Genomic DNA, 22,142 nt, shown 5'->3' with positions numbered 1-22,142 from the left:
ACCTGTGCCCCGTGGGGGCAGCGGGGTGTCTCGGACGAGCGCCCACACTATCGGCTGACCATGACGACGGCCCGCCGCCTGTGGACAACCCACTCGCGACGGGCCGTTCGCCCTGTATGTACGCAGTAGACGCATGCCGCTCGGTCAGACGGCCGCCTTCTTCAGACGCCGGCGCTCACGCTCGGACAGACCGCCCCAGATACCGAAGCGCTCGTCGTTCGCGAGAGCGTATTCGAGGCACTCGGAGCGGACTTCGCAGGCGAGACAGACCTTCTTGGCCTCGCGGGTCGAGCCGCCCTTCTCGGGAAAGAAGGACTCGGGGTCGGTCTGGGCGCACAGCGCGCGCTCCTGCCAGCCGAGTTCCTCGTCCGCGTCGTCGACCAGCAGTTGCTGCACCAGCTCGGTCATGTGCTGCGCCCCTCGTCAGTCTTTCGCGTCCCCGTGATGCGGCCGTTACCGATTCCGGCTGAACGACACGAGTGAAATTACAAGTGTGCTGCTCCGGGCGAGTCAAGCCGAGATCTGCTATTGGGTCCCTTATTCACTCTGCGGAACCAAGGCCGTGCGGAAAGTGTTCAAATCGGCATAAACCTTGACACGCAGAGGAGGTCCAGGAGGCCTCCCGCCCCGCACGGACCCTGCAACAAGAAGGACGCGCACCGGTTCGGTCTCGTTCCGACACGCACGACGATGCGAACCGGATCACAGTCGGATCACGGGATCGCAACGGGGCCTGCGTGCCCGGTTGTGCGCCATGTGTCCCGGTGACGGCGTGAACAAACCTTTCACCTGACAGATGAACCGGATGAGGTGAACCGGGTCCCACATTCCGGGCGCCGAGTTGACAGTGCAGGTGTGAACCGATGTCCTTGTGGGCATGCTCGCGAACTCGGCACCCGCCCCGACCCGCTCCGCCGGGTCGCTCGGTGCTGCCCGGTTCCGCTGTAGCTGTTGTTGCTGTTCCAGCTGTTGAGCCGAACCGCTCCGGCTGTCGTCGAGTCCACCGCGACTCGACCGCTTTTCCCCGCGAGGCCCCACCAGGGCACGTCCATTCGCCCGCGACCCGGGCGGACGCCCCCAGCCCCCTCACTTCCGCCGAGGAAAACCCCACTCCATGAACAGCGACAGCGACCTCCAGATCGCCGGCGACATCCTCGAGGTTCCGCACCTTCTCCAGGCTCCGCGCGAGCACCCGGCCACCGTCGCCGAGTTCGTCGGCCTGGCCCGCTCCGTGGCCGCCGACCGCTCCCAGTGGGAGCACCTGGTCCGCTACGACGCGACGAGCCGCTGGTACCACCGGCTGCGCACCGGGCCGGGCTACGAGGTCTGGCTGCTGTCCTGGGTGCCCGGCCAGGGCAGCGGACCGCACGACCACGGCCGCTCCAGCGGTGTGCTGACCGTGCTGGAGGGCGCGCTGACCGAGCGGACGGAGCGCGGCTCGCGCGTGCTGGGCGCGGGCAGCCAGCGCGTGTTCGCGCCGGGCTATGTGCACGACGTCGTGAACGACGCCCTCGAACCGGCCGTCAGCCTGCACGTCTACCACCCGGGCCTGACGGAGATGCCGATGCACGACAGCCCTCGGTGCGCGGCGGTCGTGCCGGTGCCGTAGGGGTGTGGCGGTGCTGTGGGCACCGGCTGACACACTGGGGCAATGCGCATTGTGGTTCTGGCAGGCGGCATCGGCGGTGCCCGGTTCCTGCGCGGCCTGAAGAAGGCCGTTCCGGACGCGGACATCACCGTCATCGGCAACACCGGGGACGACATCCACCTCTTCGGGCTGAAGGTCTGCCCGGACCTCGACACGGTGATGTACACGCTCGGCGGCGGCATCAACGAGGAGCAGGGCTGGGGACGGGCCGACGAGACCTTCCACCTCAAGGAGGAGCTCGCGGCGTACGGCGTCGGGCCCGAGTGGTTCGGGCTCGGGGACCGGGACTTCGCCACACACATCGTGCGGACGCAGATGATCGCCGCCGGGTATCCGCTCAGCGCGGTCACCGAGGCGCTGTGCGACCGCTGGAAGCCCGGCGTACGGCTCATCCCCATGACCGACGACCGGGTCGAGACCCATGTCGCCGTCGAACTCGACGGCGAGCGCAAGGCGATCCACTTCCAGGAGTACTGGGTGCGGCTGCGGGCCTCCGTGCCGGCCGAGGCCGTCGTACCGGTCGGCGCCGAGCAGGCCAGGCCCGCGCCCGGCGTCCTGGAGGCGATCGCGGCGGCCGACGTGATCCTCTTCCCGCCGTCCAATCCGGTCGTGTCGGTCGGCACGATCCTCGCCGTGCCCGGTGTCCGGGAGGCGATCGCCGACGCCGGGGTGCCGGTGGTCGGCCTGTCCCCCATCGTCGGGGACGCGCCGGTGCGGGGCATGGCCGACAAGGTGCTCGCGGCCGTCGGCGTGGAGGCGACGGCCGCGGCCGTCGCCGAGCACTACGGCTCGGGACTGCTGGACGGCTGGCTCGTCGACACCGTGGACGAGCACACGGTGGAGCGGGTCAAGTCGGCCGGCATCCGCTGCCGGGCCGTACCGCTGCTGATGACGGACGAGGACGCGACCGCGCGGATGGCGCGCGAGGCGCTGGCGCTCGCGGAGGAGGTGCGCGCCGCGTGAGCGCAGGGTCCGCGGAGGGCTACCGCGTCTGGGCCGTGCCGGGGATCCCCGAGGTGGCGCCCGGCGACGACCTCGCCAAGCTGATCGCCGCCGCCGAGCCGGGGCTCGTCGACGGCGACGTGCTGCTCGTCACCTCGAAGATCGTGTCGAAGGCGGAGGGCAGGGTCGTCGAGGCGGCCGACCGGGAGGCCGCGATCGACGCCGAGACCGTACGCGTGGTGGCCCGGCGCGGCGCGCTGCGCATCGTCGAGAACCGGCAGGGCCTCGTCATGGCCGCCGCCGGTGTGGACGCGTCCAACACCGCCGCCGGGACGGTGCTGCTGCTGCCCGAGGACCCCGACGCGTCGGCGCGCGCCATCCGCGGCGGGCTGCGGGACGAGCTCGGCGTCGACGTCGCAGTGGTCGTCACCGACACGTTCGGGCGGCCCTGGCGCTCCGGGCTCACCGACGTGGCGATCGGCGCGGCCGGGGTACGGGTGCTCGACGACCTGCGCGGCGGCACCGACGCGCACGGCAACCCGCTCAGCTCCACCGTCGTCGCCACGGCCGACGAACTCGCCGCCGCCGGCGACCTCGTCAAGGGCAAGGCGGCGGGGCTGCCCGTCGCCGTGGTGCGCGGCCTGCCGCAGCTGCTGGCCGAGGACGACGAGGAAGGGGCACGGCTCTTGGTGCGAAGCGCGCACGACGACATGTTCCGGCTCGGTACGTCGGAGGCGGTACGGGAGGCGGTGACCCAGCGGCGCACGGTCCGGTCCTTCACGGACGAGCCGGTCGACCCCGGGGCCGTACGACGGGCGGTGGCCGCGGCCGTGACCGCGCCGGCGCCGCATCACACGACGCCGTGGCGCTTCGTCCTCCTGGAGTCGCACGAGGCACGCACCGGACTGCTCGACGCGATGCGGGACGCGTGGATCGACGACCTGCGCCGGGACGGCAAGAGCGAGGAGTCGATCGCCAAGCGGGTACGGCGCGGCGACGTGCTGCGCAACGCGCCCTACCTCGTGGTGCCGTGCCTGGTAATGGACGGCTCGCACACCTACGGGGACACCCGGCGGGACGGGGCCGAGCGGGAGATGTTCGTGGTCGCCACCGGCGCCGGTGTCCAGAACTTCCTGGTGGCACTGGCAGGGGAGCGGCTCGGCTCGGCCTGGGTGTCGTCGACGATGTTCTGCCGCGACGTCGTACGGGAGGTGCTGGGGCTGCCGCAGGACTGGGATCCGATGGGCGCGGTCGCGGTCGGGCATCCGGCCGAGGCACCGCGGCCCCGGCCGGAGCGGGACGCGGGGGCGTTCATCGAGGTGCGGTGAGCGGGGCGGCGGGGCGTGGTGACCGCGGGGTGGGGTGAAGTGCGGTGACCATGTGGTCGGTGCGCCTACTCTCGTAGGGTCTGTTGTCCGCTCTTGTCCCCCCGCCCTCTCGTCTCCTCTTGTCCCCCGTCCTCTCGTCTCCCGTCTCCGTTCGTTCTTTTTCCGCCGTCCTTCGGCTCCAGCCGTACCTCTCCACCGGGATCTCATACGTGGCAGGACGCTTCGCTCCCAAGCCCACGCGGACGACCGTGCGCGGTGGGCATGTCGCCGTGCCCGCGGGAGTGCCGCGGCAGGCGGCTCCGGTCGCCGGGCGGGTACGGACCCATGTGCCGGACGGGCCGCTGGATCTGGGGCTGGTTCTCGGGCCGCTGCGGCGCGGGCCCGGCGACCCGACCTTCCGGGCGACGCCGGACGGATCGGTGTGGCGGGCCAGCCGTACGCCCGTCGGGCCGGGGACGCTGCGGGTGTCGGCGCGGGGCGGCGAGGTGCGCGGGGAGGCCTGGGGGCCGGGGGCGGAGTGGCTCCTGGACCGGCTGCCGGAGATGCTCGGGTCGGCGGACGATCCGTCCGTCTTCGTGCCGCGGCACCGGATCGTGGCGCTGGCTCGGCACCGGCGGCCGGGGCTGCGGCTCACCCGGACCGGGCTGGTACTGGAATCGCTGATCCCTTCGGTCCTGGAGCAGAAGGTCACGACCGACGAGGCGTACCGGGCGTGGCGGCTGCTGGTGCGGAAGTTCGGGGAACCGGCGCCGGGGCCCGCACCGGAGCGGATGAGCGTGATGCCGGCACCGCGGACGTGGGCGCTGATCCCGTCGTGGGAATGGCATCGCGCCGGGGTCGACAACAAGCGGGCCTCCACGATTCTGCGGGCCGTGCAGGTGGCCGCGCGGCTGGAGGAGGCGGTACGGATGGACGCCGCGGCCGCTCAGGCGCGGTTGGAGGTCGTGCCGGGGATCGGGCCGTGGACGTCGGCGGAGACCGTGCAGCGCAGTCATGGGGCGGCGGACGCGGTGACCGTGGGGGATCTGCATCTGCCGGGGATCGTGGGATTCGCGTTGGCCGGGGATCGGGACGCGGACGACGCGGTGATGCTGGAGTTGCTCGAGCCTTATGCCGGGCAGCGGCATCGGGCCGCCCGGCTCATTCTGCTGAGCGGGAGGGTGCCGCCGCGGCGGGCTCCGCGGATGCCGCGAGGGGACATCGGGCGGTTGTAGGGCGGGGGCCGTGCGGGGGCCGTGCGGCAGGCGGGGGCGAGAGCCGCGGTGCGGGTGTGGTGCCGGCCGGGCGTCGGGGCGCGAACCCTGTGCCGAACAGTGGCCGACAGTTGTTGTGCGGGGGGCTCTCGCGCGGCCCGGCGTTCGCGGGGTGCCGCCCGCGACCACCCGCGCCGCCCCAGGCGGCACGAATGCCCGCGGGTGGGCGGGCCGCGGCGCCGACACCCGGCGGAGCCGCGGCCCGAAGGACCGGGGCGCCGCGGGTGGTCGTATCGGGCGGGCCCCGGTGCGGCTGCGGGCTCGGTTACCGGTCCGAGGAGAAGCGGAGTGCTCCCGCCGGGATCTGGGCGTCGCACCATACTCGGGCGCCGGAGCTGAGTTCGTTGTCCGGGCCGACGATCGCGCCGTCGCCTATGACGGTGCCGGTGAGGACGGAGCGTTCACCGACGCGGGCGCGGGTGCCGATCAGGGAGTCCGTGATGACCGCGCCGGGTTCGATGACGGCGCCCGGCAGGATGGTGCTGCCGAACACCGTGACGCCCTCGGCGACGAACGCGCCCTCCCCCACCACCGTGCCGCCGGCCAGCTTGGCGTCGGGAGCGACCCTCGCCGTCGGCAGGACCAGGCGGTCTCCGCACCGGCCGGGCACGGCCGGGGACGGGGCGCGGCCCAGCACCAGGTCGGCGGAGCCGCGTACGAAGGCCGCCGGGGTGCCCAGGTCGAGCCAGTAGGTGGAGTCCACCAGCCCTTGCAGATGCGCGCCGGCCGCGAGCAGGCCGGGGAACGTCTCCCGCTCCACCGAGACCGGCCGCCCGGCCGGGATCGTGTCGATCACCGAGCGGCGGAAGACGTACGCCCCCGCGTTGATCTGGTCGGTGACGATCTCCTCCGGCGTCTGCGGCTTCTCCAGGAACGCGGTGACGCGTCCCGTCTCGTCCGTGGGCACCAGGCCGTACGCCCGCGGGTCGGTCACCTTCGTCAGGTGCAGGGAGACATCCGCGCCCGTCGTCTCGTGGGTCCGCACCAGGGCACGGATGTCCAGGCCCGTCAGGATGTCCCCGTTGAAGATCAGAACAGGGTCGTCGGGCCCCGAGTGCAGCCGTGAGGCCACGTTGCGGATCGCGCCGCCGGTGCCGAGCGGCTCGTCCTCGGTGACGTATTCGATGTGCAGCCCCAGCTCCGAGCCGTCACCGAAGTACGGCTCGAAGACCTGGGCCAGATAGGACGTGGCGAGCACGATGTGCTCCACGCCCGCCGCTCTCGCTCTCGCCAGCTGATGCGTGAGGAACGGCACCCCCGCCGCCCTGACCATGGGCTTGGGCGTGTGCACCGTGAGCGGGCGCAGCCGGGTGCCCTTGCCGCCGACCAGGAGGATCGCTTCTGTCACCTGTCGTCTCTGCTTCCTGCCGGGACCGGCCGAACTGTCCTTCGGCCGGCCAGTGTATGCAGACCGGTCCGGTGCCTCCCGACGGCCGTGCGGTGACGCGTTTCTTCCCCCGGCGGCGGTGGATACCCCCGTCGGAAACCTTCATGAACGCCCTCACCGAACGTCCCCCCGTCCGAAGGTGCCGCTGAACGTGTCCCGTTCTCAGGGACGCCCCTGGAAGCGCGCCGCCTGAGTGCGGATCGAGCCGAGCTTGCCGTACAGGAGCGCTCCTGGGCAGTCCGTGGAGAAACCGTCCCTGTGACCGGAGATCACGTTCAGTCGTACGTTCTTACCTTTTGCGTAGAGGTTGCCACCGGCGGACTTGAGGTATGTCTTGCCGCCGGGATTGCCCGCGAAGAGGCCGAGTTTCCAGGCCGACAGCTGACTGACGGCCGTCACCGTGGTGCTGGTGGGGCCGGCGGAGTTGAACGTGCCGATGGCCGCGATGCCCATGCTGTCCGAGTTGAACCCGAGGGTGTGGGCGCCCATGACCGGTTTGGCCACACCGCCGGCGCGTCCCTCGTAGATGTTTCCGCACTTGTCGACGAGGAAGTTGTAGCCGATGTCCCGCCAGCCCATGCTCTTGACGTGGTAGCGGTAGATACCGCGGATGACGGACGGCGCCTGCGCGCAGGTGTAGTTGTTGCCGGTCGCGGTGTGGTGCACGAACGCGGCCTTGACCGACTTCGTGTAGGAGAACTCCTTCTCCCGCAGCGTCTCGTCCGCGCCCCAGCCGCGGCGGGTGACGATGGCCGGGCGGGGGCCGATGTACGGCTTGAGCTTCTGCTCGTCGGTCAGCACCGCGGCCTGGAGGGTGAGCAGTTCCTTCTGGCTCTGCGCCTGGTCCAGCGCGGGGATCAGGGCGGCGCCGAGCGGGGCGAGCTCGCTGTTCGGGGCGGAGGCCTCGGCGACCTCGGGGCTGAGCAGTTCGGTCAGCGGCGGGTCGTCGGGGGTGTGCCGGGCGGGCGGCTCGACGGCGGTCTCCGCGCCGGGGTCGACGAGTTCGAGGCGGAGGCCCGCGGGGAGCGGGGCCGCGCCGGCGCGGGTGGGTTCGACCGCCCGCACGAGGACCTCCACCCCGTCGGAGTCGCCCACCCACAGCGGGGCGGTGGCGCCGCGCACGCGACCGGAGGTGCGTTCGTCCGTGTCCGCGTCGGGGGCGTGGTCGGTGTTGTGCGTTTCCAGGTCCTGCCAGTCGGACCAGGTGCCGGTGCCGACGGAGCGGGTGCGGACCTGGACACGGCCGTTGAGTTCGACGGTCGGGTCGTCCCAGATGACGCCGACCAGGGAGAACGGCCGGACGCTGCGCGGGGACAGGCCCGCGGCGGCGGAGCCCAGGTCGCGTTCGTCGGTGATCGGGGCGAGGGGCAGCGACTGGGTGCTGCCGGGGATGCCGGTTCCGTCGGCGCGCGCGGGCGGGGTGCCCGACACGGCCTTGGCGGGTATCGCAGCCGCCTCGGTCGCGGGGAGGGTCATCGGGAGGGCCAGGGCGGCGGCGCAGGTGACGCCGAGCGAGGAAGCGAGGAGATTACGCATGCTCCCGATCTTTGACATAGCTACATAAACCTGTCCATCGCGGAATTGACGTACTGTCGGGCCGCGTTCGGCCGATCCGGTGGCCCCGCCGCTCGATGCGCGGCCCGGCGCCCGCGTACGCTTGCGCGGGTGAACGCCACCGATCGCACCCCTGCCGACCTGCTGCGTTCCGCGCTCGCCGCGGACCCCGCCCGCCCCTTGGTGACCTTCTACGACGACGCCACCGGTGAGCGCGTCGAATTGTCCGTGGCCACCCTCGCCAATTGGGTGGCCAAGACCGCCAACCTCCTCCAGGACGGCATGTCCGCGGAACCGGGCGACCGGGTCGCGCTGCTGCTGCCCGCGCACTGGCAGACGGTGGTGTGGCTGCTGGCGTGTTCGTCGGTGGGTGCCGTCGCCGACATGGACGGCGATCCGTCCCGGGCCGACCACGTGGTGGCCGGGCCCGGCCGGTTCGAGGACGGGCTGGCCTGCCGGGGTGAGCGGTACGCGCTGTCGCTGGCGCCGCTCGGCCGCCGCTTCCCCGCACCGCCGGAGGGCTACGCCGACTACGCGGTGGACGTGCCGAGCCACGGCGACCGGTTCGCGCCGTACGTGCCGGTCGACCCGGAGGCTCCCGCCCTGATCGTCGCCGGGGCCGAGCACACCGCGGCCGAGGTGGTGGAGCGGGCGCTGTCCGACGCGCCGGGGCTGGATCTGACGGGGCCCGGTTCGCGCATCCTGTCCGCGCTGCCGTACGACACGTGGGAGGGCCTCAGCGCCGGGCTGTTCGCGCCGCTGGCGACCGGCGGTTCCGTGGTGCTGTGCCGGAACCTGGCGGAACTGGGCGAGGAGTCCCTGGCCAAGCGCATCGAGAGCGAGCGCGTCACGGCGACGGCCCGCTGACCCCACCGGCCCGGCGGGCCGCCGGGCCTGCCGGGCACGGGCCCCTCGGCTCGGGTCCCATGGGCACGACGGCCGGCCGGCCCGCTACCCACCGGACACGACGACCCGCCGGCACGCGACCCACCGGACACGACGACCCGCCGGCACCGCCGACCGCCGGGCGCGACGACCCACCGCACCCGCCTCCCCACCGCCCCACCGCCCCCGCGAGCCCGTCGCTCCGTGGCGCTTGCGCCCCGGATGGCGCACGCCCGTACGGGCGAACGTACGAGCGGTCCCGATGTCACCCGTTCGGCCCACCCCCGCCCGCGCGAACGCCCCGGTAGGGCGATGGTCGAAGCAGCACGACATGCGCGACTCGCTCGTACACGCTCGTACGCCGGAGGGGTGGATCCAGACGTGACGGACACCGCAGGCACGCCACCCGACCGTCCGGACGACGACGCGCCGTCGGCGGCGGGCGGCGGGGCGCCGGAGCCGGGGACCGGGGCGTCCGCCATCGGGGCCGGGCTCATACGCAGGCGTAGACGACGCTGGGCGCGGTACGGGACGGCGGGGCTGGCCGCCGCCGTCGTGGGGGCCGTGGCCGCCGGCTGGTTCGTCTACGCCAAGCTGGACGGGAACATCACCCCCGACGAGGCCGCCGCCGCCGAGCTGGCGCGCTGGGAGCGGGAGCGGCCCACGGCGCTGGTGCGCGGCGCGCAGAACATCCTGCTGATCGGTTCGGACTCCCGGGCGGGCAAGGACAACGGCCGCTACGGGCGCGACCCGGGCACCGAGCGGTCGGACACCACGATCCTGCTGCATCTGTCGGCCGGGCGGGACAGCGCCACCGCCGTCTCCGTACCCCGTGACCTGATGGTCGACGTGCCGAGCTGCCGGCGGCCGGACGGCAGCCGCACGCAGCCCATGTTCGCGATGTTCAACTACGCCTTCGAGCAGGGCGGTTCGGCCTGCACGGTGCGCACGGTCGAGAAGCTGACCGACATCCGGGTCGACCACCACCTCGTCGTCGACTTCAGCGGCTTCAAGTCCCTGGTCGACGCGCTCGGCGGGGTCCAGATGTGCCTGACGGAGCCGATCCAGGACAAGGCGGCGAAGCTGCGGCTGCCCGCGGGCCGGGTGACGCTCGACGGCGAGCAGGCGCTCGGCTACGTCCGCGCCCGCAAGTCCCTCGGCGACGGCAGCGACACCGACCGGATGGACCGCCAGCAGCAATTCCTGGCGGCGCTGGTGAAGAAGGTCCGCAGCAGTGACGTACTGCTCAACCCGGTGAAGCTCTACCCCGTGCTGGACGCGGCCACCTCCGCCCTCACCACCGACCCGGCGCTGGCGAGCCTGCGCGGGCTCTACAACCTCGTGCGCGGAGTCCGGGACATCCCCACCGAACGTGTGCAGTTCCTGACGGTCCCGCGGGAGTCGTACGTCGGCAATCCCAATCGCGACCAGCTCGTGGAAACCGCGGCGAAGCGACTCTTCGATCGGCTGCGGTCCGACGAGCCCGTGGAAGTGACCCGGAACTTCGCTCGGGATTACGGCGAAAACGCGTACGAGGACACCGATACGGAGTCGAGCGGTTACAGCCTGTATGTCGATTCCGGGGCGTCCCCGGCCCCCACCTTCAGCGGTAAGACGGCCGCCGAGGACACCTGTCGGTAAAACGCTCACCAAGTCGGCGAACTTTCGTTCTGGGAAATGGGTGGATTGCCCGGTTGTAGGGACGTGGAATTTGTCACCGTCGTCGCTCGGCGCTGAACTGGCCGGATAGTGTGAGCGATCCGGTGCACTTCGGCTCCCGGCCACGAACTCGTTTCTGGGGTCGCGCACTGTGTACGAGGTTTGTACGAGACCCGAGCGCCTCTAAGGGGGAGGGCGCCGCGTGGCCCCGACGGAGGATTCAGACAACCGTGGACGCGCAAGGCCGTGGGCGGGCGGAGAACATCGATCCCGCAGACCAGTGGGTACTCAATCCGAGCACCGGCGAATACGAACTGCGACTGAGCGCTTCCGCACCGCAGTCGACGGTTCCCGGACCGCGCAGACCGTCTCCGCGCGGCGGCACGCCGCGCGGACGCACGCCCGCGCCCGCCAGGGAGCGGCCGGACGCGCCGAACCGTGAGGTGCCCGCGCAGCGCAGGCGCCGCGGCGGGCCTCCCGAGCCACCGCCGGGACGGCGCGGCCGGCGGCCCGCGAAAAAGGGCTCGAAGGCGAAGAAGATAGTGTTGTGGACCGGCGGCGCCATGGCGTTCGTGCTGGTCGCCGCGGCGGGCGCCGGGTACCTCTACCTGGAGCACCTCAACGACAACATCTCCTCCGTCGACGACGACGGGGCCAGCACCGGCGGCTTCCAGAAGGACAAGGCCATCAACATCCTGTTGATCGGCACCGACAAGCGCACCGGCGCGGGCAACGGGTCCTACGGCGACGCGGGCAGCCCGGGTCACGCCGACACCACGATCCTGCTGCACGTCTCCAAGGACCGTTCCAACGCGACCGCGCTCAGCATCCCGCGCGACCTCATCGTGGACATCCCGGACTGTCCGACCACGCAGGAGGACGGCACCAAGGAAGTCATCCCGGGCACGCCCGGCACCCGGTTCAACGTCAGCCTGGGGCAGAGCGGTCGTACGCCGAGCTGCACCATGCGCACGGTGACCGAGCTGACCGGGGTCAAGCCCGACAACTTCATGGTCGCCGACTTCAACGCGGTCAAGACGCTGACCACGGCGGTCGGCGGCGTCGAGGTGTGCCTGGCCAAGGACATCGACGACGAGGACTCCAAGCTGAACCTTCCGGCCGGCACCCACACCGTCGAGGGAGAGCAGGCGCTGGCCTTCGTGCGTACCCGGCACTCCGTCGGCACCGGCGGCGACCTGAGCCGTATCGGCCTGCAGCAGCAGTTCCTGAGCGCGCTGATGCGCAAGCTGAAGTCCAACGACACGCTCACCAGCCCGGGGAAGATGCTGAAGCTGGCCGAGGCGGGCACCGAGGCGCTGACCGTCGACTCCCAGCTGGACAGCATCGGCAAGCTGAAGGACCTCGGCCTCGAACTGGGCAAGCTCAACGTCAAGAACCTGGCGTTCACCACCGTGCCGGTCCGCGACAACCCGGCGGAGACGGTCAAGGCCACGGTCGTCGTCGACGAGGCGCGGGCCCCCGCCGTCTTCCAGGCCATCGCGAACGACGTCTCCTTCACCGACGTCAAGCAGAAGAAGGCCAAGGAGAAGGCGGAGGTGGCCGCCCGGCTGAAGGGCAGCAAGGCCGACGCCTCCGAGGTGCGGGTGCGGATCTTCAACGGCGGCGCGCCGGGGGGCAGCGCCCAGGAGACCCTCACCTGGCTCCAGACCGAGGAAGGCGTGTCCAAGTCCGAGAACGCCGGGAACGCCGACCAGGAGCTGAGCAAGACCACCCTGGAGTACGCGCCGGACCAGGCGGACCAGGCACGCAGGCTGGCCGAGATCATGGGGCTGTCCGGCTCGGCGATGAAGCCCGGCGAGAGCGTGACCAACGCCCAGGGCCTGCCGACGATGACGCTGACGCTCGGCAAGGACTTCAAGGGCGCGGGCAACCCCGTCTCCGGTCCGGCCAAGGCGCCGGACGTCGAGAAGTCCACGGCGGACAAGGTCAAATGCGCCGAGTAGTTGATTATTCGAATAGTTGATATCTGAGGGGTAACCCAACGGGTCCGTCGTGCGTCTGACTTGACGCGGGACGGACCCGTGTTCATGGGCAGGGGCGGGAGGGCAGGCGGATGGCGCGAGGCAGTGTGCGCGAGGAGGCGCCGGCGGTGGAGGACACGATGTCCGCCACGGCACGGACCGGGGGCGGTACGGATCCGGCGGAGGGCCGCGGGCGGCGCGGTGGCCGAGGCGGTCGCGGTACCGAACGACCACCTCGGAGACGTCGCGTGCTGCGCTGGTCGGCGACGATCCTGGCGGTGTTCATGACCGGCACCGCGGGAGCGGGCTACCTGTACTACCAGCACCTGAACGACAACCTGGAGAAGGGCCGGCGCACCAGCGGCGACTCCAAGGCCCCGAAGCCGCAGCCGAACGCGGCCGGGCAGACCCCGCTGAACATCCTGCTGCTCGGCTCCGACAGCCGTAACTCCGCGGAGAACCTGAAGCTGGGCGGCAGCCGCAGCAGCGTCGGCAACAAGCCGCTCGCGGACGTGCAGATGCTCGTCCACCTGTCCGCGGACCGCAAGAACGCGTCCGTGGTGAGCATTCCGCGCGACACCCGCGTCAAGATCCCCGAGTGCACCGATCCGAAGACCGGCGAGGTCTACCCGGAGACGGAGACGATCATCAACGCCTCGCTGCAACGCGGCGGCGCCGGCTGCACCCTGGCCACCTGGGAGAACCTCACCGGGGTCTACATCGACCACTGGATGATGATCGACTTCGCGGGCGTGGTGAACATGGCCGACGCCGTCGGAGGCGTCGAGGTCTGTGTGGAGCAGAACGTGTACGACGGCCCGCTGCCCGGCGTGCCCGGCGGCTCCGGCCTGCGGCTGGAGAAGGGCAAGCAGAAGATCAAGGGCAAGCAGGCGCTCCAGTGGCTGCGCACCCGGCACGCGTTCTACAGCGACGTCGGCCGGTCCAAGGCCCAGCACATGTACATGAACTCGATGATCCGCACGCTGAAGGAGCAGAACGCCTTCACGGACACCGGGCGCCTGATGGACCTGGCCGAGACGGCCACGAAGTCGCTGAAGGTCTCCGAGGAGATCGGTACGGTCAAGAAGCTCTACGACCTCGCCGTGCAGCTGAAGACGGTGCCGACGAACCGCATCACCATGATGACGATGCCCACCGACGTGGACCCGCAGGACGCGAACCACCTGGTGCCCGCGGGGGCGGACGCCGAGCAGGTCTGGTCGATGGTCCGCGAGGACGTGGCCTTCGACAAGAACGGCGGCAAGGACGGTGAGGCGGCCGGTTCGAAGAAGCCGTCGGACGGCGCCGAGCCCTCCGGCGACCCGGCGGCCGACGACGCCGAGATCGGTGTCCTGGTGCAGAACGCCACCCGGTCCGGGACGGAGGGCCCGGTGAACGCACGGGCGAGCGCACTCGCCGCGCTGCTGGTGGACAAGGGCTTCACGAGGGCGGCGGCGGACGGCACCGGCGGCCTCTCCGCCGAGAAGACCGAGGTGCGCTACCCGAGCGCGGACCTGAAGGGCGACGCGCAGCGGATCGCCGAGGCGCTCGGCATCCCGACGAGTTCGGTGAAGCGGTCGACCGATGTCTCCGGGGTGACCCTGGTGGTCGGCGGCGACTGGCGCACGGGCGACACCTATCCGAAGAAGTCGACACCACGGGCCGGGGACGTCCCCGAGTCCGCGGGCGCCCTCAACGGTTCGGACAGCGACGAGTGCATGGATGTCTACGCGCCCTACCGGTGGTGATGTGCCGGGCCGCGTCGAACGCCTCCGTTCAAAGGGGCGGCGACCTGCCCGGCGCCCCGTCGAGCGCCGTGACCCGGGTCACACCGTTGAGGGTTGCCCACCCCGTCGGCCTGCCGAAATGATCATTGGCATTTCCGCAGTCGAACCTGAGGGGAACTCAACCATGCCGCAGTTCAAGCGACTTGGATCCGTGGCGGCGGTCGTCGGGATGACCGCCGCCGGAATGATCGCCACGACCGGCACCGCCCAGGCGGCCTCCTACAACGGCGGTTGCGGGTCCGGCTACAGCGTGATCGGCTCCAAGGACGTCGGCGACGGCACCGCCTACATCACGTACAACAGCTCCAACGGCTACAACTGCGTCGTCACCGTCAGCGACACCCCGGGCACGGCGATGTACCTGGACGCCCGGCTGCGCATCCACCGGACCGACGCGGTGTGGAAGGCCAACGAGTACGACGCGGGCACCTTCAAGTACTACGCGGGCCCCGTCTACATCAAGGCCGTGGACACCTGCGTCGACTACGGGGGCTCGGCCGGCAACGCCAGCTACATCCAGATCAACTACGGCGTCCACTGCGGCTGACGTACGGCTCGGCAGGGCCTCCCCGCCGGCTCGAGGTGCCGTGGCGTCCCGAGCGCGGGGAGACCCTGCCGTCGCCGTCGTGGTCCGTCACCGCCTCGGACGGCGGCCCGGCGCTCAGACCTCGCTGACGACCGCCTCGCGCCGGGAGGCGATCACCTTGCGGGCCAGGGACTTGGGGCTGGTCAGGAAACCGAATCCCCAGGACATGTGCATCGTCGCGAGGGCGACGGGGATCTGGAGGCGGGCCTTGAGCGGCAGGCCCCGGCCGGCCGGGACGGAACCGGCGACTATCGCAGCGAGGTAGCCGCCGGGGATCACCAGGGCCCACGGGGTCACGGCGGCGCCGACGACCAGGCCCGCGGCTATCGCGCACACCGCCGTCGGCGGGGCGAGGTAGCGCAGGTTGATGGAGCCGGAGTGGTAGCGGGCGACGACGTGCCGCCAGCGGCCGTAGTCCTTGTACTGCTTCGCCAGCGCACGCATGCTCGGCCGCGGCCGGTAGGACACCTTCAGCTCGGGCGAGAACCAGATGAGGCCGCCCGCCTCACGGATGCGGAAGTTCAGCTCCCAGTCCTGGGCGCGGATGAACTCCTCGTTGTAGCCGCCCTGCTGCTCCAGTGCCTCCCGGCGGAAGACGCCGAGGTAGACCGTCTCGGCCGCGCCGGCGTCGCCACCCGTGTGGAAGACCGCGTTGCCGACGCCGATCCGCGACGTCATGGCCGCCGCGACGGCGTGCTCCCAGTCGTTCTCGCCCTCGGCGTGCATGATGCCGCCGACGTTCTGCGCGCCGGTCTCGTTCAGGAGCCGTACGGCGGTCGCGATGTAGTTCGGCGAGAGCATGCCGTGGCCGTCGACACGGACCACGATCGGATGCCGGGATGCCTTGATCGCGGCGTTGAGGGCGGCGGGTGTGCGACCGGTCGGGTTGGGGACCGTGTGCACACGGGGGTCCTCGCGGACCAGCTCGGCGGCGATCTCGTCCGTACGGTCCGCGGACGGACCGAGGGCGATCACCACCTCCATCTCGCCCGCGTACTCCTGGGCGAGGATCGCTTGAACTGCGCCGCGCAGATGCCGCTCCTCGTTGAGGACGGGCATGATGACGGACACGGCGGGGAGCTGCACGTCGGGATTGGCGTTCATAGGGGCCTCACGTTACCGCGAACGGGGGACAGCGAGGCGCCCCGCCCGTGGCGGTCCACCAGTCCACAGATCGTATGGGCCTACGGTGCTCAAGATCCCACGTACGGCTTCGCTCCCGCTCCAGCGGAGGTGCCTCCATGCCCGTCACGCCGCCCCGGCCTCCCGCCCGCGAACCGCGCCGCCCCGAGGAGCGGCGCGCGGCGCGGCCACCCGTGAGGCGGAGGCGGCCCCGTTGGGCCATGCGGGCGGTGACCACACTGTCCGTGGTGATTCTCGCCTCGGCCGGGATCGGGCACGCGGTGGTCACGAGCCTGGACGCGGACATCGCGCGGGTGGACCCCTTCAAGGACATGAAGAACCGGCCGCGCGCCGGTCACGGCATGAACGTGCTGCTGGTCGGGACCGACGGGCGGGACAGCATCTCCGAGGCCCAGCGGCGCAAGTACCGGCTCGGCGGTTCGCCCTGCCACTGCACCGACACGATCATGATCGTGCACATCTCGGAGGACCGGGAGCGGGCGAGCGTCGTGAGCCTGCCGCGCGACTCCTACGCCGAGCTGCCCGCGCACACCGACGAGACCACCGGCGAGCAGCACGGGGCGCACCCGGTCAGGCTGAACGCGGCGTACGCGGAGGGCGGGCCGCAGCTGACGGTGCGCACGGTCGAGCACATGACCCGGGTGAAGATCGACCACTATCTGGAGGTCGACTTCACCAGCTTCATGAAGACGGTCGACGTGCTCGGCGGGGTGCACGTGTGCACCGCCCGGCCGCTGAAGGACACCCACACCGGGCTGAACCTCCCGGCCGGGAAGCACACACTGACCGGTGGAGAGGCCCTCCAGTACGTGCGCGCCCGGTATGTCGACGGGGCGTCCGACCTCGGCCGCATGCAGCGCCAGCAGGAGTTCCTGGCCGCGCTGATCGGCCGGGCGACCTCCTCAGGGGTGCTGCTGAACCCGATCAAGTTCCGTGACGTGACGCGGGCGGTGCTGGGCTCGGTGCGGGCCGACAAGCAGTTCGGCACGGACGAGCTGCTGGACCTCGGGCGGGCGATGCGGAACTTCTCCCCCTCCTCGTCCGAGTTCACCACCGTCCCGATCGGGCAGATGGGCTACGCCGTCAAGGGCATCGGTTCGACGCTGAAGTGGGACCCGGTGGGCGCGGGGCGGCTGTTCCAGGCGCTGCGCGACGACAAGCCGCTGTCCACCGGGCGGCCGAGGAACACGGCCGTGCAGGTGGAGGTGGCCCCGCAGCAGATCCGGGTGCAGGTGGAGAACGGCACGAGGACGGCCGGGCTGGGCCGCCGTGCCGACGCGGCCCTCGCGGCCATCGGTTTCCGCACCACCCAGCAGCCGACGAACGCCGCGGATCCGTCGGTGCGGCGCACCGTGGTCGCCTACGACCCCCGCTGGGACCGCTCCGCGAAGTCGCTCGCGGCGGCCCTGCCCGGCAGCGAACTGCGTGAGGTCAGGGGGCAGGGGCCGACGCTGAAGGTGACCGTCGGCACGGACTTCCGCCAGGTGCGCCGGGTGCGGCCGCCGGACACCCGGCAGGGCGAGTCCGGCGTGGTGCGGGGCGACGAGGTGGGCTGCTCGTAACCGGGTGCCGTACGCGTGCGGTTCCGGTCAGTCCTCGAAGCCCTGCGCCGCCCGCTTCTCGCGCAGTTCCCTGATGGCCCGGCGGCGGGCCAGGCGGTGGGTGCGCCGGATCTGCGCCTCCTGGTAGCGGCGCTTGTCGCGCTCCGTCTCCGGGAACACCGGCGGGACGTGGCGGGGCTTGCCGTCGGCGTCCACCGCGGCGAACACCAGGTAGGCCGAGCCGACCTGGGTGGCCGGGGCCGACTCGTTCCAGCGTTCGGCCAGGACGCGCACGCCCACCTCCATCGAGGTGCGGCCGGTCCAGTTGACCTGCGCCTTGACGTGCACGAGGTCGCCCACGCGGACGGGTTCGAGGAACGCCATCTCGTCCATGGAGGCGGTGACGGCGGGACCGCCGCTGTGCCGGCCGGCCACCGCGCCGGCCGCGTCGTCGACCAGCTTCATGATCACACCACCGTGCACCGTCCCCAACAGGTTGGTGTCGCTGTGGGTCATGATGTGGCTGAGGGTGGTTCGGGAAGCGGAGGTGGGCTTACCCGGTATGTCCGGAGTGCTAGGTGTTTCCTGCTCCGGGGCGCTGGCCTGGTCTGTCATGGCCTCCACCTTATGCCGAACCCGCAGGCGCGGAATTTGTGTCGGATTGGCAACAGCCACGCTGTGATTTTCCGTCGAAGCTTGTAAGCCATATGGCCCCGACCTGCACACTGGGGCGCATGAATGATTGGCCCCAGGGATGGTCCGACGACAACCGCGGCACCGGGTACGGACGCGGCAGCGCGGGCCCGCAGCCCGAGAACGCCCGTGTGATGCGCCAGGTGCGGCGCGGCCCGGCGGCACCGCCCGGCGGGGGCCATCAGGCACCGCCGTACGGAGTTCCGCAGCAGCCGTCGTACGTCGACGGCCGCGGACACGACGGTCACAACGACTACGACAGCGGTTACAACACCGGCCAGGTCTACGGCAACCACGGCGGCCGCGGCCCCGGCGGGCCCGGCGACGGCTCGGGGATGTACGCGCCGCGCCCCGCCCCGGACTGGCGCCGCCGGATCAAGGTGACCTCCATCACCGTGGTGACCGTGCTGGTCGTCACGCTGGTCGGCACGTACTTCTGGGCGGACTCCAAGCTCAATCGCGACGTCGACCTGTCGAAGGTCATCGACCGTCCCGAGAAGGGCGAGGGCACCAACTACCTCATCGTCGGCTCCGACAGCCGCGAGGGCATGTCCGCCGAGGAGAAGAAGAAGCTGCACACCGGGTCCGCGGACGGCAAGCGCACGGACTCGATGATGCTTCTGCACACCGGTGACAACGGACCCACCCTGATCTCCCTGCCGCGTGACTCGGACGTGGAGATCCCGACCTTCGTCGGCTCCGAGTCCGGCAAGCGGTACGAGGGCACGGGCCGGCACGTGAAGCTCAACGCCGCCTACGCCGAGGACGGCCCGGAACTGCTGGTGCGCACCGTCGAGTTCAACACGGGCCTGCACATCGACCACTACGTCGAGATCGGTTTCGCCGGTTTCGCGAACATCGTGGACGCGGTCGGCGGTGTGGAGATGGACATCCCGCAGGACATCAAGGACACCAAGTCCGGCGCGGACTTCAAGAAGGGCAAGCAGACCCTGAACGGCGAGGAGGCCCTCGCCTTCGTCCGCACCCGGTACGCGCTCGCCGGCTCCGACCTGGACCGCACCAAGAACCAGCAGAAGTTCCTGTCCGCCCTGGCCAACCAGGTGGCGACGCCCGGCACGGTGCTGAACCCCTTCAAGCTCTACCCGACCATGGGCGCGGGCCTGGACTCCCTCGTCGTCGACAAGGACATGGGCCTGTTCGACCTGGCCGACATGTTCTGGGCGATGAAGGGTGTCAGCGGCGGCGACGGCAAGTCGATGAACATCCCGATCTCGGGCTCCTCGGGCGGCAACCTCGTCTGGGACGAGGCCAAGGTGAAGACGCTCGTCGAGCAGCTGAACAACGACGAGAAGGTCACGGTCTCGGGTGACTGACGCCGCAGCGGCCGGCTCCGGCGACGGACGGCCCTTCGACGTGGTGCTCTGCGACGTCGACAACGTGATCCGGTACTACGACGCCTCCAGGGTGACCGCCCTGGAGGCGGCGGCGGGCCTGGCCGAGGGCACCACGATGAAGGTGGCGTTCGCACCGGACGTCGATCTGCCGCTGATGCTGGGGCGGGCGACCCCGCGTGAGTGGGTCCGCTCGGTCGCCGCGGGGCTCGCCGGGCTGGTGCCCGAGGCCGTCGCGCTCGACCTCGGCGACGCCCTGGCGAACGCGCCGTTCCACGCCGACGAGAAGGTGGTGGCGCTGCTGCGCCGCGCGCGTGAGCACGTCCCGGTCGTCCTGCTGAGCAACGCCTCGGTGGCCCTGGAGGCCGATCTCGCGTCCCTCGGTCTGTCCGACCTCGCCGACGACGTCGTCAGCAGCGCCCGGGTCGGGCTCGCCAAACCGGATGCGCGCATCTTCCGGCTGGCGGCCGAGCGCGCGGGCGTCCCGCTCGACCGGTGCCTGTTCGTCGACGACACCGCGGAGAACGTGACGGCCGCCGCGGCGCTGGGCATGCGGGCGGTCCACTTCCGCTCACCGGACGACCTGGAACGGGCCCTCGCGCCGCTGTTCTGAGGGCCCTTCGCGCCAGGAGCCCCGTATCGCGCACGGGGCTCCCGACGGCACCGGGCCGGGTGTCACATGGTGGCGCCGGCCATCGAGCGGCAGCTCTCCGCGCAGCGGCGACACGCCTCCGCGCAGCGCATCATCTGCGCGTCGTCCGGCATCGACATACACGCCTCGGCGCACATCTCGCACGCCTTGGCGCACATCGCGCACATCTCGGCCGACATGGGCGAGCGGCGCATCATCATGTCGGCGCACATGCGGGTCATCTCGGAGCAGTCCATGAGCGCGCGCATGATCTGCATCTGGGCCTGGCCGCCCATCTGCATGCAGGAGCTCATGGTCTCCTCGCACACGGTGTGGCAGGACATGCACGCCTGGACGCAGTCCTGCATCGCCTTGCTCATCGGGGTCATGGTTCCGGGCTGGGTCATGGCTCCTCCTGGGGGGTGAGGGGGGTCCGGCGGACCCCGCGCCCTACCGTCGTACGCCTACCGACGGCGACCCGCCATCGCACCGACGGGAACAATCCGTGACGAACCGCCCGGGACCAAAGCCGCCGACAGGACGAAAGCCCCCGGATTCGCTCCGGGGGCTCACCGTCACTACGCCGAATGCCCACGGCACCGGCCACCGCCTCGGCTACGGCAGATTGCGCGCCATGACGATCCGCTGGACCTGGTTGGTGCCCTCGTAGATCTGCGTGATCTTGGCGTCGCGCATCATGCGCTCCACCGGGTAGTCGCGGGTGTAGCCGTAGCCGCCGAGGAGCTGGACGGCGTCGGTGGTGACCTCCATCGCGACGTCGGAGGCGAAGCACTTGGCGGCCGCGCCCTGGAAGGTGAGGTCGGCGTCGCCGCGCTCGGACTTGGCGGCGGCCGCGTAGGTCAGCTGGCGGGCGGCCTCGATCTTCATGGCCATGTCGGCGAGCATGAACTGGATGCCCTGGAAGTCGGCGATCGGCTTGCCGAACTGCTTGCGCTCCCGGACATAGCCCTTGGCGTAGTCGAGGGCGCCCTGGGCGATGCCGAGGGCCTGCGCCGCGATGGTGATACGGGTGTGGTCCAGGGTCTTCATCGCGGTGGCGAAGCCGGTGCCCTCCTCGCCGATCATGCGGTCGGCGGGGACGCGGACGTTGTCCAGATAGACCTCACGGGTCGGCGAGCCCTTGATGCCGAGCTTCTTCTCCGGGGCGCCGAAGGAGACGCCCTCGTCGGACTTCTCCACGACGAACGCCGAGATGCCCTTGGATCGCTTGGCCGGGTCGGTGACCGCCATCACCGTGTAGTAGTCGGAGACTCCGGCGTTGGTGATCCAGCGCTTCACGCCGTTGAGGACGTAGTGGTCGCCGTCGAGGACGGCCTTGGTCTTCATGCCGGCCGCGTCGGATCCCGCGTCGGGCTCGGACAGGCAGTACGAGAACATCGCGTCGCCCTTGGCGAGCGGGGCCATGTACCGCTTCTTCAGGTCCTCGGAACCGGACAGGAGCACCGGCAGGGAGCCCAGCTTGTTCACCGCCGGGATCAGGGAGGAGGACGCGCACACGCGGGCCACCTCCTCGATCACGATCACGGTGGCCAGGGCGTCGGCGCCCGCGCCGCCGTACTCCTCGGGCACGTGCACCGCGTGCAGGTCGTTGGCGACCAGCGCCTCCAGCGCCTCCTGCGGGAAGCGGGCCTCCTCGTCCACGACGGCGGCGTACGGCGCGATCTTCGCCTCGGCCAGCGAACGGACGGCGTCACGGAGCATGTCGTGCTCCTCGGACGGGCGGTACAGGTCGAAATCAGCCGATCCGGCC

19 protein-coding genes are annotated in these 22,142 nt (G+C 71.1%); 12 read left to right on the top strand and 7 right to left on the bottom strand.

Features of this window, described 5'->3' with window-relative positions:
- Positions 1 to 144: 144 nt before the first annotated feature.
- A complete protein-coding gene (locus DN051_RS23480) occupies positions 145 to 408 on the bottom strand; it encodes a WhiB family transcriptional regulator (RefSeq protein WP_003975777.1) in 264 nt (87 codons plus the stop codon).
- Positions 409 to 1,114: 706 nt separating this feature from the next.
- Here DN051_RS23480 and DN051_RS23475 point away from each other — a divergent pair.
- The 4 genes from DN051_RS23475 (at position 1,115) to DN051_RS23460 (ending at position 5,132) form a co-directional block, all read left to right on the top strand.
- Complete coding sequence (locus DN051_RS23475; RefSeq protein ID WP_053760352.1) at positions 1,115 to 1,609, top strand: cysteine dioxygenase; 495 nt, start codon at positions 1,115 to 1,117, stop codon at positions 1,607 to 1,609.
- Between the two features lie 42 nt (positions 1,610 to 1,651).
- Entirely contained in the window at positions 1,652 to 2,611 is a 960-nt protein-coding gene (gene cofD, locus DN051_RS23470; protein ID WP_112439442.1) for a 2-phospho-L-lactate transferase, read from the top strand.
- The gene (locus DN051_RS23465; RefSeq protein ID WP_112439441.1) at positions 2,608 to 3,918 is read left to right on the top strand and encodes a coenzyme F420-0:L-glutamate ligase; all 1,311 of its coding nucleotides are present in this window, start codon (positions 2,608 to 2,610) and stop codon (positions 3,916 to 3,918) included. Before cofD ends, DN051_RS23465 begins: the two co-directional genes overlap by 4 nt.
- A gap of 209 nt (positions 3,919 to 4,127) precedes the next feature.
- Entirely contained in the window at positions 4,128 to 5,132 is a 1,005-nt protein-coding gene (locus DN051_RS23460) for a DNA-3-methyladenine glycosylase family protein (protein ID WP_112439440.1), read from the top strand.
- A 304-nt stretch (positions 5,133 to 5,436) separates the two neighbouring features.
- Here the strand turns inward: DN051_RS23460 and manB are convergent, their stop codons facing one another.
- Together manB and DN051_RS23450 are read right to left on the bottom strand one after the other, a co-directional pair.
- Entirely contained in the window at positions 5,437 to 6,519 is a 1,083-nt protein-coding gene (gene manB / locus DN051_RS23455) for a mannose-1-phosphate guanylyltransferase (RefSeq protein ID WP_053760349.1), read from the bottom strand.
- 201 nt (positions 6,520 to 6,720) lie between these two features.
- Positions 6,721 to 8,094: a peptidoglycan recognition protein family protein gene (locus DN051_RS23450; RefSeq protein ID WP_234388868.1), complete on the bottom strand. Its 1,374-nt coding sequence runs from the start codon at positions 8,092 to 8,094 to the stop codon at positions 6,721 to 6,723.
- A 129-nt stretch (positions 8,095 to 8,223) separates the two neighbouring features.
- On the opposite strand from DN051_RS23450, the gene DN051_RS23445 reads away from it, so the two are divergent.
- The 5 genes from DN051_RS23445 to DN051_RS23425 all read left to right on the top strand — a co-directional run bounded on the left by DN051_RS23445 (position 8,224) and on the right by DN051_RS23425 (position 14,972).
- The gene (locus DN051_RS23445) at positions 8,224 to 8,979 is read left to right on the top strand and encodes a TIGR03089 family protein (protein WP_053760347.1); all 756 of its coding nucleotides are present in this window, start codon (positions 8,224 to 8,226) and stop codon (positions 8,977 to 8,979) included.
- Between the two features lie 399 nt (positions 8,980 to 9,378).
- Positions 9,379 to 10,638, top strand: a complete 1,260-nt coding sequence (locus DN051_RS23440; RefSeq protein WP_425471669.1) for an LCP family protein — start codon at positions 9,379 to 9,381, stop codon at positions 10,636 to 10,638.
- A 248-nt stretch (positions 10,639 to 10,886) separates the two neighbouring features.
- On the top strand, positions 10,887 to 12,620 hold the full coding sequence (locus DN051_RS23435) for an LCP family protein (RefSeq protein WP_112439438.1): 1,734 nt from the start codon (positions 10,887 to 10,889) through the stop codon (positions 12,618 to 12,620).
- Between the two features lie 110 nt (positions 12,621 to 12,730).
- Positions 12,731 to 14,386 (top strand): LCP family protein, encoded by a 1,656-nt coding sequence (locus DN051_RS23430; protein ID WP_112439437.1) that lies wholly within the window; start codon positions 12,731 to 12,733, stop codon positions 14,384 to 14,386.
- A gap of 163 nt (positions 14,387 to 14,549) precedes the next feature.
- Positions 14,550 to 14,972, top strand: a complete 423-nt coding sequence (locus tag DN051_RS23425; RefSeq protein WP_053760344.1) for a hypothetical protein — start codon at positions 14,550 to 14,552, stop codon at positions 14,970 to 14,972.
- 114 nt (positions 14,973 to 15,086) lie between these two features.
- On the opposite strand, the gene DN051_RS23420 is transcribed toward DN051_RS23425, so the two are convergent.
- A complete protein-coding gene (locus tag DN051_RS23420; protein WP_053760343.1) occupies positions 15,087 to 16,115 on the bottom strand; it encodes a glycosyltransferase family 2 protein in 1,029 nt (342 codons plus the stop codon).
- Positions 16,116 to 16,252: 137 nt separating this feature from the next.
- On the opposite strand from DN051_RS23420, the gene DN051_RS23415 reads away from it, so the two are divergent.
- Positions 16,253 to 17,716: an LCP family protein gene (locus tag DN051_RS23415; protein WP_199314644.1), complete on the top strand. Its 1,464-nt coding sequence runs from the start codon at positions 16,253 to 16,255 to the stop codon at positions 17,714 to 17,716.
- A 27-nt stretch (positions 17,717 to 17,743) separates the two neighbouring features.
- Here DN051_RS23415 and DN051_RS23410 read toward each other — a convergent pair whose 3' ends face one another.
- Positions 17,744 to 18,310, bottom strand: coding sequence for an acyl-CoA thioesterase (locus tag DN051_RS23410; RefSeq protein ID WP_053760341.1), 567 nt, complete (start codon positions 18,308 to 18,310; stop codon positions 17,744 to 17,746).
- A gap of 119 nt (positions 18,311 to 18,429) precedes the next feature.
- Between DN051_RS23410 and DN051_RS23405 the strand changes: the two genes are divergently transcribed.
- On the top strand, positions 18,430 to 19,722 hold the full coding sequence (locus tag DN051_RS23405) for an LCP family protein (RefSeq protein WP_112442394.1): 1,293 nt from the start codon (positions 18,430 to 18,432) through the stop codon (positions 19,720 to 19,722).
- Complete coding sequence (locus tag DN051_RS23400; protein WP_112439435.1) at positions 19,715 to 20,353, top strand: HAD family hydrolase; 639 nt, start codon at positions 19,715 to 19,717, stop codon at positions 20,351 to 20,353. Before DN051_RS23405 ends, DN051_RS23400 begins: the two co-directional genes overlap by 8 nt.
- A gap of 62 nt (positions 20,354 to 20,415) precedes the next feature.
- On the opposite strand, the gene DN051_RS23395 is transcribed toward DN051_RS23400, so the two are convergent.
- A complete protein-coding gene (locus tag DN051_RS23395) occupies positions 20,416 to 20,778 on the bottom strand; it encodes a four-helix bundle copper-binding protein (protein ID WP_053760339.1) in 363 nt (120 codons plus the stop codon).
- 208 nt (positions 20,779 to 20,986) lie between these two features.
- Entirely contained in the window at positions 20,987 to 22,093 is a 1,107-nt protein-coding gene (locus tag DN051_RS23390; RefSeq protein ID WP_079001177.1) for an acyl-CoA dehydrogenase family protein, read from the bottom strand.
- Positions 22,094 to 22,142 lie beyond the last annotated feature (49 nt).

Source organism: Streptomyces cadmiisoli (assembly GCF_003261055.1).
Taxonomy (GTDB): Bacteria; Actinomycetota; Actinomycetes; order Streptomycetales; family Streptomycetaceae; genus Streptomyces; species Streptomyces cadmiisoli.
Note: the sequence above shows the minus strand (reverse complement) of the source record. Positions and strands in the feature narration are given on the sequence as shown.

Excerpts from the sequence above, each read along its gene's own strand:
- DN051_RS23480 (WP_003975777.1), bottom strand. The coding sequence starts at position 408 with ATGACCGAGCTGGTGCAGCAACTGCTGGTCGACGACGCGGACGAGGAA.
- DN051_RS23475 (WP_053760352.1), top strand. The coding sequence starts at position 1,115 with ATGAACAGCGACAGCGACCTCCAGATCGCCGGCGACATCCTCGAGGTT.
- cofD (WP_112439442.1), top strand. The coding sequence starts at position 1,652 with ATGCGCATTGTGGTTCTGGCAGGCGGCATCGGCGGTGCCCGGTTCCTG.
- DN051_RS23450 (WP_234388868.1), bottom strand. The coding sequence starts at position 8,094 with ATGCGTAATCTCCTCGCTTCCTCGCTCGGCGTCACCTGCGCCGCCGCC.
- DN051_RS23430 (WP_112439437.1), top strand. The coding sequence starts at position 12,731 with ATGGCGCGAGGCAGTGTGCGCGAGGAGGCGCCGGCGGTGGAGGACACG.
- DN051_RS23425 (WP_053760344.1), top strand. The coding sequence starts at position 14,550 with ATGCCGCAGTTCAAGCGACTTGGATCCGTGGCGGCGGTCGTCGGGATG.
- DN051_RS23420 (WP_053760343.1), bottom strand. The coding sequence starts at position 16,115 with ATGAACGCCAATCCCGACGTGCAGCTCCCCGCCGTGTCCGTCATCATG.
- DN051_RS23415 (WP_199314644.1), top strand. The coding sequence starts at position 16,253 with ATGCCCGTCACGCCGCCCCGGCCTCCCGCCCGCGAACCGCGCCGCCCC.
- DN051_RS23410 (WP_053760341.1), bottom strand. The coding sequence starts at position 18,310 with ATGACAGACCAGGCCAGCGCCCCGGAGCAGGAAACACCTAGCACTCCG.
- DN051_RS23405 (WP_112442394.1), top strand. The coding sequence starts at position 18,430 with ATGAATGATTGGCCCCAGGGATGGTCCGACGACAACCGCGGCACCGGG.
- DN051_RS23395 (WP_053760339.1), bottom strand. The coding sequence starts at position 20,778 with ATGACCCAGCCCGGAACCATGACCCCGATGAGCAAGGCGATGCAGGAC.
- DN051_RS23390 (WP_079001177.1), bottom strand. The coding sequence starts at position 22,093 with ATGCTCCGTGACGCCGTCCGTTCGCTGGCCGAGGCGAAGATCGCGCCG.